A 15,670-nucleotide genomic window follows, 5' to 3' on the forward strand; every position below is an offset into this window, starting at 1 on the left:
CAGCTCACCTAATATCAACAAGTCTAAGTTGTAGAGTTCTGTTGCCCCTAAATTCATTAATATCAGGGTAGTAAACTATATCAATCTTGTTGCCAGTAATATTCTTTCCAAATTTATTAACTAAGTAATTTGCTGTATCTATAGCATTAAACTTAATAGCATTTATTATAATATCATTTTTCCTTAAGGATAATTTCAATGTATTTTTATTTTTACCAATCATGGCAATACTTTCAATAATAACAGCCTTGTCGGCAAATATAGGTTTCTCAAAATCTTTGCCAAAGGGTTTTAAATTATTTAAAGATTCTGCAAATTCTAATGATAGCTTATCTATAGAAATGGCAGTGTCAATATTAATAACTTTTTCTTTATCTTTTTGGGTCATTTTGGAATTATCATTTAGAAATTTTCTAAAATCATCAATTCTAGAAACTTCAATTGATAGTCCGCAAGCCATCTTGTGTCCTCCAAAAGACTCTAAATTATCCTTATATTGGTAGCAAGCTTCGTGAATATCAAAGCTTTCAATTGACCTACCAGATCCTTTTGCTATATTTTCTTTAAGTGAATTTGTTAGTACAATAGTAGGCCTATAATATTTTTCCTTAATCCTGCCTGCAACAATGCCACATATGGATTCGTTAATAGATGGTTCATATACTACTATTATGTCATTATCTTTATAGTTATTTTTTTCTATAATCTCAATACATTTATCAAGGCCTTCTTCAGTTAATTTTTTTCTCTCGACATTTAAAGAAATTAGCTCTTTTGCTATTTCATATATCCTGTCTATATCTTCTTCCATCAATAATTCTATAGCAAGTTTAGCTGAAGCAAGTCTCCCTGTAGCATTCATAGTCGGCCCTATTATAAATCCAAGGGTGTATTCATCAATTGGCTTATGCCAATTCATCTCATCTAATATAGCCTTTATGCCAATTTTTTCGGTGTAATTTAATCTCTTTAGTCCCTCTATGACAAATATACGATTTTCATCAGTAAGAGAAACAATATCGCAGACAGTTCCCATTGCGACATATTCTAGTATGCTTGCCAGATATTCAAAATCACCGCCGATTTTTTGGTACAGGGCCTGAATTAGCTTAAAGCATACACCAGCTCCACATAAGTCCTTAAAGGGATAGGAGCTATCAATTCTCTTAGGATTTATAACTGCATCAGCTTCTGGAAGTTTTTGGGCTTGCCATTCCCCATCTGTAGATGTTTCTATCTCGTGGTGGTCAGTAACTATAACGTTAATTCCTGCTTTTTTGAGACTATCAACCTGATCAAAGCCTGTTATGCCATTATCACAAGTGATTATCAAAGAAACACCATCAGATACAGCTTTATCAACCATACCGTCGCTCATACCATATCCATCAGCTACCCTATGAGGAATGTCGTATGATAAATTATCATAAAAATATAAAAATCCATCTAACAATGTCATCACGGATGCAATCCCATCTTGGTCGTAGTCACCAAATATACGAATCTCTCCACCATTTTTCATTGTTTCTATAATAAGCTCTACTGCCTTATCCATATCGGCCAGTAAAAATGGGTCGTGCAATTTTTCTAAATTGGGATCTACAAACATTTCTACCGTTTCTTTGTTTGTAATATCTCTATTAGCTAAAATTAAGGCTTGTAGTTTTGTAATATCCTTATTTTTTAAATTTTCTAAATAATTTGCTTTTTTGTTATAAATAAACCAATTTGCCATTGCATCACCCTTCCGTACTATAAAAACTATACCTTTTTGCTTAGATATATAAAGAAATAAGGCCATAATGGCCTTAGCTTATAATATTTGATATTTCTTTTTTTAGAAGCTTTATATATGAATGATTATCAACTGATCCTGAAATTAAAATCACATCTTCACCATCTATTTTGACAACTTCTCCAACTATACCTTTATCTGTAGTTACTTTTGAACCTATTTCTAGATTATTTTCTATAAATTCTCTATTTTTCTTTTCTTTAATGTAAGATTTTATACTTGTCTCATAAAATCCCAAAGCAAGGATGGCAAGTATTAAGTATTCTAATCTCATAGGTATCCGTATTTTTTGTAAAACTCTTCTTTGTATTCCAAAAACCTATCTTCCATTATTGCTTGTCTAATATTTTCGCAAAGTTTTAATAAGAAATATAAGTTATGATAGCTTAGTAGCCTTGCTCCTAGAATTTCATTTACATTAACCAAATGTCTTAGATAAGCCCTGCTGTAGTTTTTGCAAGTATAGCAATCACACTCATGGTCAAGTGGTGTGAAGTCATCCTTGAAAGATGCATTTTTCACAACTAATCTGCCTTCTGATGTTAGAGCTGTACCATGTCTTGCCATCCTTGTAGGAAGAACACAATCGGCCATATCTATTCCTGCTTGGTAGGATTCAAAGAGATAGTCTGGAGTTCCTACTCCCATATTGTATCTAGGCTTATCTTCTGGTAAAAGTGGTGTAGTAAAGTTTAGGATATCTATCATTTCTTCCTTTGTTTCACCTACTGATAGGCCACCTATTGAAAATCCATCAAAATCCATAGCTGTAGTTTCAATTACAGATTTTTCTCTTAGATCCTTAAACAAACCACCTTGGACTATGCCAAAAAGAGATTGGTCTTTGTGAGAATGTTCTTTATGATAATCTAAGCCTCTCTTAGCCCACCTTATGGTTCTTTCCATAGATTGCTTAACATAGTCATAATCTGCCCTTGCATCTACACATTCATCAAAACTCATCATAATATCAGAATGAATGTCATTTTGTATTTCTATAGACTTTTCCGGGGTAAAAAAGTGCTTGGACCCATCAATATGACTCCTAAATTCCACTCCATTTTCATTTATCTTTCTCATGTCAGATAGTGAGAAAACTTGAAATCCACCAGAATCTGTAAGTATTGGCCTATCCCAGTTCATAAACTTATGTAGGCCACCAGCTTGTCTCATAATTTCCATGCCAGGTTTTAGATAAAGGTGATAGGTATTGCCAAGGATGATTTTTGCATCCATTTCCTTTAATTCTTCCACAGTCATAGTCTTCACTGTGCCAAGAGTTCCTACCGGCATAAAGATTGGAGTAGGTATGTCTCCATGTTCAGTGTGGATAACTCCTACTCTCGCATTGGAATATTTGTCTTTTTTTATTAATTCATATTTTAAAGCCATATTACTCCTTAGTGAATAAACATCGCATCGCCAAAGCTAAAGAATCTGTACTCATGATCCACAGCGTATTTATAGGTATCCAAAATCATTTCTCTTGATGTAAATGCAGCCACTAGCATAACTAGGGTTGATTTTGGCAAGTGAAAATTAGTAATAAAAGCATCTACCACCTTATATTCAAAGCCTGGATAGATAAATATATCTGTCCAGCCAGAATCTTCAGTAATCTTGCCACATTTTTTATAAACTGATTCTAGGGTTCTAATACTTGTTGTTCCAGTTGCTATAACTCTGTGACCAGATTCGCGTGCCTCATTTATAATATCTGCAGTTTCTTTAGATAAAGTGTAAAATTCGCTGTGCATTTTATGTTCACTTACATCTTCTACACTTACTGGTCTAAAAGTTCCCAGTCCTACATCAAGTGTAAGATAGGCAAGCTTGATGCCTTTTTCTTCAATCTGCTTTAATAAATCCTTTGTAAAGTGAAGACCAGCTGTTGGGGCTGCTACAGAACCAGGATTTTTTGAATATACAGTTTGATATTCTTCAGGTTCTTTTAACTCCTCTTTAATGTATGGAGGCAAAGGAACATTTCCAAGTTTATCCAAGATTTCATTAAAGATTCCTTCGTAAGAGAACTCAATAATCCTATTACCGTCTTCTTTTATATCTTTGACCTGACCAGATAAATCTTCTGAAAATATAATTTTTGTACTAATCTTCATTTTCTTACCAGGACGAACCAGGCATTCCCAAGTTTTACCCTCTGTATTACGGAGTAAAAACACCTCTATAGACTCTTCTTTGTCTTTTCTATGACCAAAAAGCCTAGCAGGTATAACCCTAGTATCATTCATTACTAGAACGTCACCTGGGTTTAAATAATCAATAATATCATAGAAGTACTTATCTTCAATCTCTCCAGTTTCTCTATCCAAAACCAGAAGTCTTGCGTGGTCTCTTTTTTCTGCTGGGTGTTGGGCTATTAGTTCTTCTGGTAAGTAGTAATCAAAATCGTCTGTTTTCATCTATTCCTCGTATCTTAGTCCATAATGTTCATAAGCTTTTCTAGTTAAGACTCTTCCTCTTGGAGTCCTAGTTAAAAATCCAATTTGAAGCAAATATGGTTCGTAAACATCTTCTATAGTAACATTTTCTATTCCTGTTGAGGCTGCTATTGTATCTATACCAACGGGACCACCATTAAAATTGCTATACATGATAAGAACTATCTTCTTATCCATAGGGTCTAATCCCATTTCATCTATCTCAAGAAGTTTCAATCCTTCCATACTGGTTTCATGGTCAATTATGTGATCCTTTTTAACAATAGCGTAGTCTCTTACTCTTTTTAATAATCTATTTGCAATTCTAGGCGTGCCCCTAGACCTTTTTGCAATCTCATAAGCTCCCTCATCATCTATTTCTATATCTAAAATATTTGCCGACCTTTTAATAATCGTTGTAAGATCTTCAGCTGTGTAAAGATTTAATGAGAGCATTACCCCAAATCTATCTCTAAGTGGTGCAGAAAGCATACCAGATCTAGTAGTCGCTCCTATTAGTGTAAATTTTTCCAAGTCAATTCTAATAGATTGGGCATTTGGACCCTTGCCTACAATAATATCTAGTACAAAATCTTCCATAGCGGAATATAAGATTTCTTCAACAGACCTATTGATCCTATGAATTTCATCTATGAATAAGACATCACCATAGGATAGGTTGGTAAGTATACTTGCAAGATCTGATGGTCTTTCTATAGCTGGTCCACTTGTTACCCTTATATTTACACCTAATTCATTAGCTATAATGGTTGAAAGTGTAGTTTTTCCCAAACCTGGTGGTCCTTGCAAAAGAACGTGGTCAAGTGGTTCCTTCCTTGATAAGGACGACTCTATGAAAATTTCTAGTTTTTCCTTGGCTTTATCTTGACCTATGTATTCACTTAGCCATTTTGGTCTGATAGAGTTTTCGTTAGTTAGATCTTCCTTTAGCTCGTTTGATCCAACTATTCTTTCGTTTTCATCGTACATTAAATTCCCCTATATAAGTCTTTTTAGACTCTCTTTTACAAGTTCTTCCAATGATAAATCCATATCCTTAAGTTCTAACAGTACATTATTGATGTCATTTTGTGCATATCCTAGGTTTACTAAAGCTTCTTTAGCGACATCAAAGTCTTCATTAGTGTAAGTTATTACTTTTGATGGATTTGTATTATCTTCAATAGGCATCTTTTTAACCTTATCCATAAGCTCTAGTATTATCCTACTGGCTGTTTTCTTACCTATACCTTTGGCTATGGTAAGCTTATCTATATCGCTATTTACTATGGCTAACTTAATGTCATTTACTCCCATAGATGAGAGGATGCCAATAGCATTTTTCGGTCCTATTGAAGAAACTGATGTTAATAGTAAAAACATTTCTAGTTCATCCTTGGAATAAAAACCATACAAACTCATATCATCTTCTCTTACTTGTAATGACGTATATATCTTATATTCATTATTTAATTCTAGTAGTGCAAGTGTTGATAAGGAAGATTTGATAAGATAACCCATTTGATTATTTTCTAAAACAAAATCTTCTTCGCTTATACTTCTCACATCTCCAATTATATATGCTATCATCAGTTCATCCTAAAGTTTTCTTTAAATCTCTGGCTTAAAGCATGACAAAGAGCAACAGATAGGGCATCTGCTGCATCGTCTGGCTTCGGTATTTCTTTCAAATTTAAGAGAGTAGTTACTGTCTTTTGCATTTGCATTTTGCTGGCCCTTCCATAGCCCGTTATGGCTTGTTTGATTTGCAGCGGTGTGTACTCAAAAATAGGAAGACTATTTTCCTGAGCACATAATATTTGTATACCTCTAGCGTGACCAACTGTTATGGCAGTCTTTACATTTTGGTTGAAGAATAATTCTTCAATTGCAAACTCATCTGGCTTATGCTCTAGTATAATTTCATTTAAATTGTTATACAAAATACTAAGCCTTTCTGGAGTTTTTGTTTTGCTAGATGTTGTAACTACACCATTTTCTATTACTTTAACCTTATTTCCATCAAATTCAACCACGCCATAACCCATGATTGCAATCCCTGGATCTATACCTAATATTTTCATAATTCTAATAAGTAAAAAAGAGCTTATATAAGCTCTATTGATATCTTTCTAATACTTCTCTAATAAGTCCCCTAAAATAATACTCTGCATAAACGTCTACTATTGATTTATACAAATATGATAGGGACTTATCGTAAATCTTTCTCGTCTGATTTAAGGTAATATCTTCAGTATATATAAAATTACTTGTATCGAACCTTAACTGCTTGTGAGTGCTTTGGTCAATATTTAATATACTTGACCTAATTTTTAAATCGCAAAATTTACCCATATTGGCCTTTAGATTTGAAACTAGTCTTTTGTCAGTGTAGATATTGTCCTTAAAGTTTTCTCCAATTTCTCTAACTTTTGGATCATTTTTGCTAGAATAGTAGGAGAAATTGCGCATCATATAGGATACACCAAAACATTCGATAAGTTCATATTCCAAATTGTCTACCATCTTTTTATCTCTAAAGGCCCTGTATTGAGCCTTGATGGATATAAGATATTCATATCTATTAATATCAGCCGTGATAGAAGCTTCAAGATAGTCTATGATTTGATCAATGTTTGATAGATCCCAAAAGTATTTTTTGAGATTTTTCATAACATAGTCTTTAACATAGTAATCATTTTTGGAAAATTTTACGAAATTTTTATCATATAATAAAGACATAAGAGTGTTTAATGAATATACATCTTCATTTATCAAAAAATTGTATTCAAGTTTTTCAATTATAGGATATTGTTCACTAAACTGTGCCTTCATCATTTTTTTACCTCGTTATACTATTTTATCACAGATGAGCTTATATTTATTTAGATATATTTATGGCGGAAATAAATAAAGCTAAATTATTAGTAATAATATACGTTAAAATCTAATTTTTGCATATAATACTTATGATTTAGCCTATAAGATTTTTAAAATAAAATTTTATTCATTATAAAATTTAAAACTTTTTGAAGATTACATTCAAATCAGAAAGATGAAAACTATAGTTAACATCTTTTCTTTCTATATCTATGACTGTCTTGGATCTTAAATCATCATCCATATAGAGTTTATCAATAAGTTCATAAGATGGATTTATAGCGTGGGGATTGCCAACTAATTGAAACATTGTAATATCTCCATTTGTATCTCCATAAGCATAAGAACTATCCAAGTCCAAATTATATCTTTTGGTTAGATTCATCACAGCACCAAGCTTACTACGGCCATCCCACATAGGGCTAACCTTGCCTGTAAACCTATTATCAGGATCAAATTCATACTTGGTTGCTATAGATTCATCTGCTCCATAGATATGAGCAAATTGGTTTACAAGAAATTCTGGTGATCCAGATATAAAGAAAATCTTATAACCATTGTTTTTGTGAAAGTCCACTGCCTTTCTTGTTGTCATATATACTTTGTTTTTATTCTTTTCTATAACTATATCGGAATATTTGTTGATAGTATCTTTATCTATGCCAACTAATTTTTGTTGGTAGACCAAGCTCGCCTTATCAAGGTAATCTTCATAGGCTCCTAGCCTATTTTGATATTTTTCAAAAAGTGGACCTATTTCTTGGCTCCAAGCAGATTCTGGAATAATACCATCAGCTGTTAATAACAAAAAATGTTCTATCAACAAACTATTTCTAAACAAAGTTCCATCAATATCAAAAAACGCAGCCTTATCTCTCTTCACAATAGCTCCTCTTATTTATCTTTAGCCTCAAAAGTTTGTTTTCCACTTTTTGAGGAATTGTCTATTCTTTTAGCTTTTACATTATTTTTTGTATTTATCTTTTTTGTAACATACTTACTTTCATGCTCTTTGCCTTTTACTTTTGGCCTCTTTTTCTTGGCAACTCTAGTTTTGTTAGTTTTGTTAGTCCTAATTGGCTTAACTTCTTTGGATGATTTTTTATCCTTTTGATTTGATATTTCCATCTCAGATGTTTGTTTTCTTATGGATATTACCAAATCAATTATGAAGCATGTAAAAAGTCCTACTAGGGCTGATGTTCCCAAAAATACAGCTATCCATGATAAATCTAAACCCCTCGCAGAAGTAAATTGTCTTAAACCACTAAAAAGTATGATTAAAGATACTACTCCCAAGCACAGGGATGGTATATACTTGATAATTTTTTTCTTATTTAGAAAATGTATAAGGATTGTAATTATTATATTCATCACTACTATTATTGGTAAAATATTTAGTTTTGATGAGTGTTGACTTATTAAATTGATTATGCCTGACATTGACTCTCCTTTATACACTTATTCTTTTTATATCTATATTGTCATCTACTATATTCATTATCAAGAATCCAGGATTATTATCTCTCGGCAAAAAGATTGTTCCTGGGTTTAGTATTAGTATATGATCTATATACTTATTAACATATACATGGGTATGGCCATGGATTATAATGTTACACTTATTTTCTTTTGCTTTTTCTATAAGCTTATCATAAGTATAATCAACGCCATACTTGTGACCATGGCTTAAAAAAATCCTCTGATTTTCTATATCAATTATTTTATCATAAGATTCATTTGAGAAAAAATCATTATTCCCTTTTACTACATAATAGGATATGTCGGTTTCATAGTGGATATTCTCGACATCTTCTACACCATCTCCGGCATGTATTAAAAGATCAATATCTCCATTTTCCAAAATATAATCGCTAATTAGCCCATAGTTTCCGTGGGTATCTGACGTAACTAATACTTTCATATGTGCTCTTTATAAAACTTAACAAAGCTTTCAATAGCTTTTGATCTATGAGATATTTGGTTAATCTCTTTTTCTGTCATCTGACCTAAGGTTCTATCAGACCCCTTTGGTAAGAATATCTGATCGTAGCCAAATTCAAATTGACCTATTTCTTCCTTAGTTATTGTACCTTCAAGTATGCCCTCAAAGTAATAATCTTTGCCATTTTCATCAATATAGCAAACAAGGGTCTTGAAATATGCATTTCTATTGTCTTTATCTTTAAGTTCTGAAAGAAGTTTATCCCTATTATCCTTATAGGTCGCATTTTCTCCTGCATACCTATGAGCATATATGCCAGGTCTATTATCCAAGGCTTCTACAAATAGTCCTGTGTCGTCAGATATAGTCGGTACCTTAGCTAAATCAAAATAAGTTTTTGCTTTTTTATAGGCATTCTCTTTTAGGCTTTTCCCATCTTCCACTACTTCTATATCATCTAAATCAAAGTCTTTTGGTGACTTCAAATTATCAATCATTAGTTCTACTTGTTTTAATTTATCTATGTTTCCCGTTGCGAATAATAGGGTCATATTTGCTCCTTTTATAATAACATTTTAGCTTATCTCTTTCAATGAATCTAATTACTTTCTATAATTTTGTTGTTGTTTACAAATGCTTGATTTAAGGTATCGGCATTTTGTCCACTTTGTTGATCTATTGAAATAAACGCGGTTGAATTTGGTGTTGGTATATAGAAAAGTGGTTCCTTTTCTATATTTCCATTATCAATCTTATGGATTAATATCTCATCTGCACTTTGAATTACTATATAATTACCATTGTTTAATATATGATAATCTATAAATTGATTGTTTATGTTTCTTACTTGGTCCCTGGTAATATTAGTATTGTTTTGTGTATCTTCTTCTACATAATTTCTCATTGGAATCTGGGTAGCTGCTTTTAGCAAGCTATTTTCAGTATATATAGATGTTTGGCTAACCCAAGATCCCGAATCTCTTACCAAGCCAAAGTTTGTGCTATCAATTTTAATATCAGATGGCTCTATCTTAGAATCAAGGTTGGTGGCTTCGTTTATTACCATATATTCAAACTGCTCATAGGCATCCTTATCACCAGTAAACTCATCTATAGTGATAAGCCTATTATCTTCCAACTCATTTGTAGCTACAAAACCGTATTTGTTAATGGTGTTGTCAAACAACTGCCTTTGATAAGAGAATGATATATAGTTTTTGTCTACAAAGTTTAGTCTTATATTCATATCAAAGTCTTTAAAAGAATATCTATCAAGATTAGTCTGATCATCCATCTTTTCTTCTAATCTTACTGGAAAGGCCTCGATATTATCATATAGACCACTTAGAGTACTTTTCTTGCTTCTAACTTTCCAAAATTCATCTTGACCACGCAAAAATATATCATTAGCTTTTAGGTATTTGATATCTTTATCCTTTGGTATTTTAATAAGATAAGTATAGTAGTTGTACTCCACTTGCTTGTTTGATAGGTCTGTCCTCTCCCTTACTCCAAGGAGTAAAGAGGTATCCTCCTTGACAGCTGAATCGTGACTTTCACGTTCTCTATCATCTTTGGCGATTTTTTCGTAAGAATTTATTATATCATTGCTTACATCATCAGAAACCTTGGTTAGATAAACTAAATTATTATCAGCTATATAAAATATTTCTTCATCACTTCTTTTGACAAAATCCCTTGAAAAGAACTGACCTTCTGATGCATTTACCACTACGACATTCTCATTAATATCAATATTATCAAATGAATACCCCTTGTTTTCTAGGTACTTATTAAGGTTTACATATTTTGAGCTAAAGGATGGTGGATAAGCATATTCCTTGTTTATAGCAACAAGGTCTTTGTTGATATAAAGCCTATCTCCAATTTCTGGAGGCTTAGTATTACTTACACCAGTAATTTCTTCGACTTTGGTAACTTGCCATGTTCCTTCAAGAATTGGCGACGTAAGTTCAGGTGTTACTATCAAATCATTTAGCTCTTCTGGTGAATTCTTATTGCAGGCCGATATAATTATTCCAATAACGAACAAACAAAATATTTTAATTGTCTTTTTCATCATTTAACCTCGGAATTTCTACAATAACTGATGTACCAGATCCATACTTGCTTTTAATAATCATATTACCATCATGTGCCTTAATAATCTCTTCACATATAGAAAGACCAAGACCGGTTTGGGATTTGGAAGAAGAGCCTTTATAGAACTTACTAGCGACATATGCTATTTCGTCTTCTTTTATTCCTTCACCATCATCAGTAATGCTAATAGATATTTTGTCTTGATTAACTTCAATTAATATATCAATGTTGCCACCCTTGTCGGTAAATTTGATGGCATTGTCGATTATATTTATAAAGACTTCTTTCATTCTATTTTTATCTGCATATACCATAAGTGTCTTATAAACAGTGGTGAAGGTAAAATTTATATCCTCATTATTGGCCCTAGGACTTAGCTGGGTGTGTACTTCTTTGACAAGTTCTACTATATCTATATTTTTCTTATCATACTTAAATTTGCTTGATTGAAGTCTTGAGAAGTCTAGCAAGTCTTCCACCATCATAGAAAGTCTATCGCCTTCACTTTCGATTATGCTCAGCCCTTGGTTGAGCATATCGCTATCGTTTTGAATTTCTTTTGATTGGAGAGTGATAGCCCATCCCTTAATGGATGTAAGTGGAGTTCTAAGTTCATGAGATACTGAAGATATAAATTCATTTTTCATATCTTCTCTTCTAACTATATTTTCGCTCATAAAATTAAGGGTTCGACCTAACTTCGAAAGCTCATCTTTGCCAGTAACTTCTGCCTTGGCATCAAAATCACCCTGGGCTAACTTTTCTGATACATCAATTAACTTTAATATAGGTTCAACCAACTTTTTGGAAGCAACAAGGGATAGGAAGTAAGCTCCTATTAGGACAAAAATTCCAAATAAAAAATAAAAAACATATCAGCTTTAACTTTTTTCTTTACCTTGTTTAATGATGAAGTTAGTCTTAGAATTCCAGCTTGTTGATCATTTACCATTAAGGGATAGCTAATAGATAGTACTTCTTCTTTAGTTTTCTCATTGTAGGACTTATAAATACCCTGTTTACCCTCTTTTGAGGAAAGGACATCAGCTTTCATTAACTGGGATCCTACTTCATCAGATGCTTGAGAATCAAACAAAACTATGCCAGAATTGTCTAGTATTTGAACTTGGCTTACATTTCCTCTGTAAAAGGCGTTTTTGTCTCCAATTATAATATCTGACAAGTCATACTTATTTGTGTAATTGTCAAATATAAGTTGATTAATCTTTGCCTGGTTTAGCATTGAGCCTATAAGGTTTTGCTTGTAGTAATTTTGGATACTATTGTAGGCAAATATTTCAAAGCCAATTACAACAGTAAGTACAAAAAACATTATAAATCTAATAATTGTTGACCTGTATGAATTATTAATATTTATATTATAATTATTTTTTATTTCCATCTATAACCTGTTCCCCAGACGGTTTCTATATATTGAGGTTTTGCTGGGTCTTCTTCTATTTTTGATCTTATTCTTCTTATGTTTACATCAACTATTTTTGTATCATTGCTATAATTCTCACCCCAAGTTTGAGCCATAATCTCATCACGAGTCATAGCCTTGCCTTTGGATTCTATGAAGTTCTTAAGGATAGCAAACTCTGTTGGTGTCACATCTATTTCTTTGTCATTCTTATAGAAAGTTTTTGCATATATATCTAGGGTAAAAGGCCCATCAGAAATAGAGTTTCGTTCTTTTTTATCCTCGACTACTTCTGTTAAGTTGACCCTTCTCATCAAAGATCTAACCCTGAGTATTAACTCCTGTGGATTAAATGGTTTGATGATATAATCATCTGCTCCTCTTTCAAGCCCTAAAATTTTATCTATATCTTGACTCTTGGCAGAAACCATGATTATACCAACCTTTGGAGATTTTTCTCTTATAGCCTGGCAAACTTCATAACCTGATATTCCCGGAAGCATTACATCAAGTATGGCTACAGCTGGATTTTCCTCCTCAAAAACCTTTATAGCTTCTTCTCCTGTAGCAGCCTCACAAGTTTGGTATCCTTGATACTCCAAATTTATCTTCATAAATTGTCTTATTGAACTTTCATCATCAAGGATTAAAACCTTATTATTTTCCATTGTTCATCCTTTCAAAGGCAATTTTCCCTGCTCCTATTACTCCTGCATCATTTAAGAATTTGGCTGGTATAACACTTATATTTAGAGTGTTATTACAAAAATCATTGAATTTTTCAATCATTCCATCCCACCAAACTTCTTTGGAATTAATAACTCCACCACCTATTACAATAACTTCAGGATCAAAGATATTTCTTAGACTTGTCAAATAATAAGCTAAGTTAGCCTGATAAGTTTCAAGAACTTCCATAGCCTTTGGATCTTCATTAACTCTAGATAAAATTTCTTCACCAGTCAAATCTTTTCCAGTAAGTTTTTTGTAAGTTTTTCCTAGGGCTGTTCCTGCACAATATGCCTCAGCACATCCATGTTGACCACATGTACAATAATCTCCGCCTGGATATAGTATCATATGTCCAAGCTCTGCACCTTGGAAGTGGGAACCTGACAATAGTCCACCTTTTTCGTTATATACTGCACCACCTAGACCTGTACCAAGTGTAATCATTACTATATCTTTGGCATTTTTAGCTGCTCCAATCCACTTTTCTGCAACTAAGGCAATATTTGCATCATTTTCTACAAATACTGGTATATCTACAAATGCTTCTACTGCTTCTTTTAGGTTAAGTCCAGTCCAGCCGTCAATGTTGCCAGCAAATGTTACGATTCCATTTTCTGAATCTATAAAACCAGGAGTTCCAATGCCAATAGCTTGAGCTTGTTTAAAATCAAGACCATAGATTGCCTTTCTGATATTTGATAAAACAACATCTCTACCTTTTTTAGCTTCTGTTTCTATGCTATTTCTCTCAACGATATTGCCGTCTTGATCTATAAGACATGCATTAATCTTAGTACCACCTAAGTCTATTCCTATTACTTTGTCCATTAAATTCTCCTACATTTTAAATAGTGTACTCTTCAAATTTTCTATATTATCTATTCTTTTTGACCTGAAAGTTTTATCTCTAAGGTAATCTAGTTCGTCGATATGGTCAAATCTAACTTTGTAAGCTAGTAAAACTTGATTATTTATATCAAATTTCTCGCTTAGAAGTTCATTAGTCTTCCTATCCCCATATTTCCTATCGCCAATGATTGGAGTTCCATTTTTCCTTAGAGAATATCTAATCTGATGGGTTTTACCTGTGATTAGCTCACACTCTAGCAATGTATACTTATGATTTGTTTCAAGAGGTCTAAAATTTGTTATTATCCTTGATCCATCTTTGGCTGATTTAATCTTATTTTTACTTTCATTTTTTGATATTCTTGTGTCTATGGTAAAAGCTTCTTTGACTTCACCTTTTACTATGGTTAGATAATATTTTGAAATTTTATTTTCTCTAATGGCTTTATTTAGACTTCTTAAAGCATCTGCATTTTTTGCACCAATGATAAGCCCTGCTGTATTTCTATCAAGCCTATTTACTACTGCTGGATTAAAGGTCCTGTCAGTCTTGTCAACTTGATTTGTCTTATACAAATATGACAACATATAATCTACCAAATTATGACCATAATCTTCCTTTGTAGAAGAATGAGTCAATAATCCAGGCTCTTTATCCATAATTATAATGTTCTTATCTTCATACACTATATCTAGATTAAAATCACTTGCCTTAAAATCAGTCTTAGTAAGCCATTTATTATAGTTTTCATCAGATATATACATCTTTATATTATCGTTTTCGTAGACGTAATCATCTGCTTTGGCCCTCTTATCATTTATTTTAAAGTTTTTCTTTCTGATATTCTTTTGAATAACAGATAAGGGAGCATTTTCAAAGTATTTCCTTAAGAAACGATCAAATCTTTGGTTTCCCTGATTTTTATTTAATGTTATTTCAATCATACTAGTAAGATTTATTCACATAAGAATCAATAAGTGACGGTCTTAAAGACTCATCAAAGACATGGTTTTCTCTAAGTTTTTTAAGTAAAACTTTGGATTTAGAATGTAGTATAACCTTATCTATAGATTTTATATTTATCTCAAAAATTACACCTCTTAGTCTCCTAGATTTTAAGTCAATAAAATAGCTTTCTACATTCTCATAATTAATCATTTCTAATAATCTCATTGTAGCTATATCTTTGAGATAATAATAGTTTTCTCTTTGATTTATTAACCTAATATAATTCTTCTTCTTTTTGTCTAAATGACTTATTTTGTTTGCCTCTATATTTACTTTTTTTGCCAAAAGATTGTAGTATTGGTAATTGTACAAGGCTTGGCTAATAGAAGTAATTGTAGAAAAAGGTTTCAAATCTAGTTTATTTATGTAATTTAAGTTTGTATTTAAGAAAGACTCTTTATCAAGTTTTGATTCTTCTAATAAATCTATGCTTTCCTTTCTAAATGTCTCAAATGACTTTAGCTTTTCTTTCTCATTCATAATAATAAAAAAC

19 protein-coding genes are annotated in these 15,670 nt (G+C 32.2%); all 19 read right to left on the reverse strand.

What is annotated here, in order from left to right; all coding sequences use genetic code 11:
- Positions 1-4 precede the first annotated feature (4 nt).
- The 19 genes from recJ to BN38_RS07095 all read right to left on the reverse strand — a co-directional run bounded on the left by recJ (position 5) and on the right by BN38_RS07095 (position 15,657).
- The gene (gene recJ / locus BN38_RS07010; RefSeq protein WP_044566249.1) at positions 5-1,735 is read right to left on the reverse strand and encodes a single-stranded-DNA-specific exonuclease RecJ; all 1,731 of its coding nucleotides are present in this window, start codon (positions 1,733-1,735) and stop codon (positions 5-7) included.
- 73 nt (positions 1,736-1,808) lie between these two features.
- Entirely contained in the window at positions 1,809-2,069 is a 261-nt protein-coding gene (locus BN38_RS07015) for a preprotein translocase subunit YajC (protein ID WP_049944462.1), read from the reverse strand.
- Positions 2,066-3,187 (reverse strand): tRNA guanosine(34) transglycosylase Tgt, encoded by a 1,122-nt coding sequence (gene tgt / locus BN38_RS07020; RefSeq protein WP_044566251.1) that lies wholly within the window; start codon positions 3,185-3,187, stop codon positions 2,066-2,068. The genes BN38_RS07015 and tgt overlap by 4 nt, the downstream gene beginning before the upstream one ends.
- Positions 3,188-3,195: 8 nt before the next feature.
- Entirely contained in the window at positions 3,196-4,218 is a 1,023-nt protein-coding gene (gene queA, locus BN38_RS07025; protein ID WP_044566252.1) for a tRNA preQ1(34) S-adenosylmethionine ribosyltransferase-isomerase QueA, read from the reverse strand.
- Positions 4,219-5,226 carry a Holliday junction branch migration DNA helicase RuvB gene (gene ruvB, locus BN38_RS07030; protein WP_044566253.1) on the reverse strand — a complete coding sequence of 336 codons (1,008 nt, stop codon included), beginning with the start codon at positions 5,224-5,226 and terminating at the stop codon, positions 4,219-4,221.
- 9 nt (positions 5,227-5,235) lie between these two features.
- Positions 5,236-5,826 carry a Holliday junction branch migration protein RuvA gene (gene ruvA / locus BN38_RS07035; RefSeq protein WP_044566254.1) on the reverse strand — a complete coding sequence of 197 codons (591 nt, stop codon included), beginning with the start codon at positions 5,824-5,826 and terminating at the stop codon, positions 5,236-5,238.
- Entirely contained in the window at positions 5,826-6,320 is a 495-nt protein-coding gene (gene ruvC, locus BN38_RS07040; protein ID WP_044566255.1) for a crossover junction endodeoxyribonuclease RuvC, read from the reverse strand. Before ruvC ends, ruvA begins: the two co-directional genes overlap by 1 nt.
- Before the next feature lie 34 nt (positions 6,321-6,354).
- Entirely contained in the window at positions 6,355-7,074 is a 720-nt protein-coding gene (locus BN38_RS07045; RefSeq protein WP_230197739.1) for a hypothetical protein, read from the reverse strand.
- 181 nt (positions 7,075-7,255) lie between these two features.
- Positions 7,256-7,999 carry an HAD family hydrolase gene (locus BN38_RS07050; RefSeq protein WP_044566256.1) on the reverse strand — a complete coding sequence of 248 codons (744 nt, stop codon included), beginning with the start codon at positions 7,997-7,999 and terminating at the stop codon, positions 7,256-7,258.
- Between the two features lie 11 nt (positions 8,000-8,010).
- Positions 8,011-8,559 (reverse strand): hypothetical protein, encoded by a 549-nt coding sequence (locus tag BN38_RS10765; RefSeq protein ID WP_049944463.1) that lies wholly within the window; start codon positions 8,557-8,559, stop codon positions 8,011-8,013.
- A 10-nt stretch (positions 8,560-8,569) separates the two neighbouring features.
- Positions 8,570-9,040 (reverse strand): YfcE family phosphodiesterase, encoded by a 471-nt coding sequence (locus BN38_RS07060; RefSeq protein WP_044566257.1) that lies wholly within the window; start codon positions 9,038-9,040, stop codon positions 8,570-8,572.
- Positions 9,037-9,612, reverse strand: a complete 576-nt coding sequence (gene rdgB, locus BN38_RS07065; protein WP_044566258.1) for an RdgB/HAM1 family non-canonical purine NTP pyrophosphatase — start codon at positions 9,610-9,612, stop codon at positions 9,037-9,039. Before rdgB ends, BN38_RS07060 begins: the two co-directional genes overlap by 4 nt.
- A gap of 47 nt (positions 9,613-9,659) precedes the next feature.
- Complete coding sequence (locus BN38_RS07070; protein ID WP_044566418.1) at positions 9,660-11,141, reverse strand: hypothetical protein; 1,482 nt, start codon at positions 11,139-11,141, stop codon at positions 9,660-9,662.
- Positions 11,125-11,964: a HAMP domain-containing sensor histidine kinase gene (locus tag BN38_RS11575; protein ID WP_326544526.1), complete on the reverse strand. Its 840-nt coding sequence runs from the start codon at positions 11,962-11,964 to the stop codon at positions 11,125-11,127. Before BN38_RS11575 ends, BN38_RS07070 begins: the two co-directional genes overlap by 17 nt.
- Before the next feature lie 38 nt (positions 11,965-12,002).
- Complete coding sequence (locus tag BN38_RS11580; RefSeq protein ID WP_326544527.1) at positions 12,003-12,566, reverse strand: hypothetical protein; 564 nt, start codon at positions 12,564-12,566, stop codon at positions 12,003-12,005.
- Positions 12,557-13,255, reverse strand: coding sequence for a response regulator (locus BN38_RS07080; protein ID WP_044566259.1), 699 nt, complete (start codon positions 13,253-13,255; stop codon positions 12,557-12,559). Before BN38_RS07080 ends, BN38_RS11580 begins: the two co-directional genes overlap by 10 nt.
- Entirely contained in the window at positions 13,245-14,147 is a 903-nt protein-coding gene (locus BN38_RS07085; RefSeq protein WP_044566260.1) for an ROK family protein, read from the reverse strand. The genes BN38_RS07080 and BN38_RS07085 overlap by 11 nt, the downstream gene beginning before the upstream one ends.
- Positions 14,148-14,156: 9 nt before the next feature.
- Positions 14,157-15,113, reverse strand: a complete 957-nt coding sequence (locus tag BN38_RS07090) for an RluA family pseudouridine synthase (RefSeq protein WP_044566261.1) — start codon at positions 15,111-15,113, stop codon at positions 14,157-14,159.
- Between the two features lies 1 nt (position 15,114).
- Complete coding sequence (locus BN38_RS07095; RefSeq protein WP_326544528.1) at positions 15,115-15,657, reverse strand: DUF6648 family protein; 543 nt, start codon at positions 15,655-15,657, stop codon at positions 15,115-15,117.
- Positions 15,658-15,670: the final 13 nt, after the last annotated feature.

The sequence above is a fragment of the Anaerococcus provencensis genome (genome assembly GCF_000312365.2).
GTDB lineage: Bacteria > Bacillota > Clostridia > Tissierellales > Peptoniphilaceae > Anaerococcus > Anaerococcus provencensis.

Excerpts from the sequence above, each read along its gene's own strand:
- recJ (WP_044566249.1), bottom strand. The coding sequence starts at position 1,735 with ATGGCAAATTGGTTTATTTATAACAAAAAAGCAAATTATTTAGAAAAT.
- BN38_RS07015 (WP_049944462.1), bottom strand. The coding sequence starts at position 2,069 with ATGAGATTAGAATACTTAATACTTGCCATCCTTGCTTTGGGATTTTAT.
- tgt (WP_044566251.1), bottom strand. The coding sequence starts at position 3,187 with ATGGCTTTAAAATATGAATTAATAAAAAAAGACAAATATTCCAATGCG.
- queA (WP_044566252.1), bottom strand. The coding sequence starts at position 4,218 with ATGAAAACAGACGATTTTGATTACTACTTACCAGAAGAACTAATAGCC.
- ruvB (WP_044566253.1), bottom strand. The coding sequence starts at position 5,226 with ATGTACGATGAAAACGAAAGAATAGTTGGATCAAACGAGCTAAAGGAA.
- ruvA (WP_044566254.1), bottom strand. The coding sequence starts at position 5,826 with ATGATAGCATATATAATTGGAGATGTGAGAAGTATAAGCGAAGAAGAT.
- ruvC (WP_044566255.1), bottom strand. The coding sequence starts at position 6,320 with ATGAAAATATTAGGTATAGATCCAGGGATTGCAATCATGGGTTATGGC.
- BN38_RS07045 (WP_230197739.1), bottom strand. The coding sequence starts at position 7,074 with ATGATGAAGGCACAGTTTAGTGAACAATATCCTATAATTGAAAAACTT.
- BN38_RS10765 (WP_049944463.1), bottom strand. The coding sequence starts at position 8,559 with ATGTCAGGCATAATCAATTTAATAAGTCAACACTCATCAAAACTAAAT.
- BN38_RS07060 (WP_044566257.1), bottom strand. The coding sequence starts at position 9,040 with ATGAAAGTATTAGTTACGTCAGATACCCACGGAAACTATGGGCTAATT.
- rdgB (WP_044566258.1), bottom strand. The coding sequence starts at position 9,612 with ATGACCCTATTATTCGCAACGGGAAACATAGATAAATTAAAACAAGTA.
- BN38_RS07070 (WP_044566418.1), bottom strand. The coding sequence starts at position 11,141 with ATGAAAAAGACAATTAAAATATTTTGTTTGTTCGTTATTGGAATAATT.
- BN38_RS11580 (WP_326544527.1), bottom strand. The coding sequence starts at position 12,566 with ATGGAAATAAAAAATAATTATAATATAAATATTAATAATTCATACAGG.
- BN38_RS07080 (WP_044566259.1), bottom strand. The coding sequence starts at position 13,255 with ATGGAAAATAATAAGGTTTTAATCCTTGATGATGAAAGTTCAATAAGA.
- BN38_RS07085 (WP_044566260.1), bottom strand. The coding sequence starts at position 14,147 with ATGGACAAAGTAATAGGAATAGACTTAGGTGGTACTAAGATTAATGCA.
- BN38_RS07090 (WP_044566261.1), bottom strand. The coding sequence starts at position 15,113 with ATGATTGAAATAACATTAAATAAAAATCAGGGAAACCAAAGATTTGAT.
- BN38_RS07095 (WP_326544528.1), bottom strand. The coding sequence starts at position 15,657 with ATGAATGAGAAAGAAAAGCTAAAGTCATTTGAGACATTTAGAAAGGAA.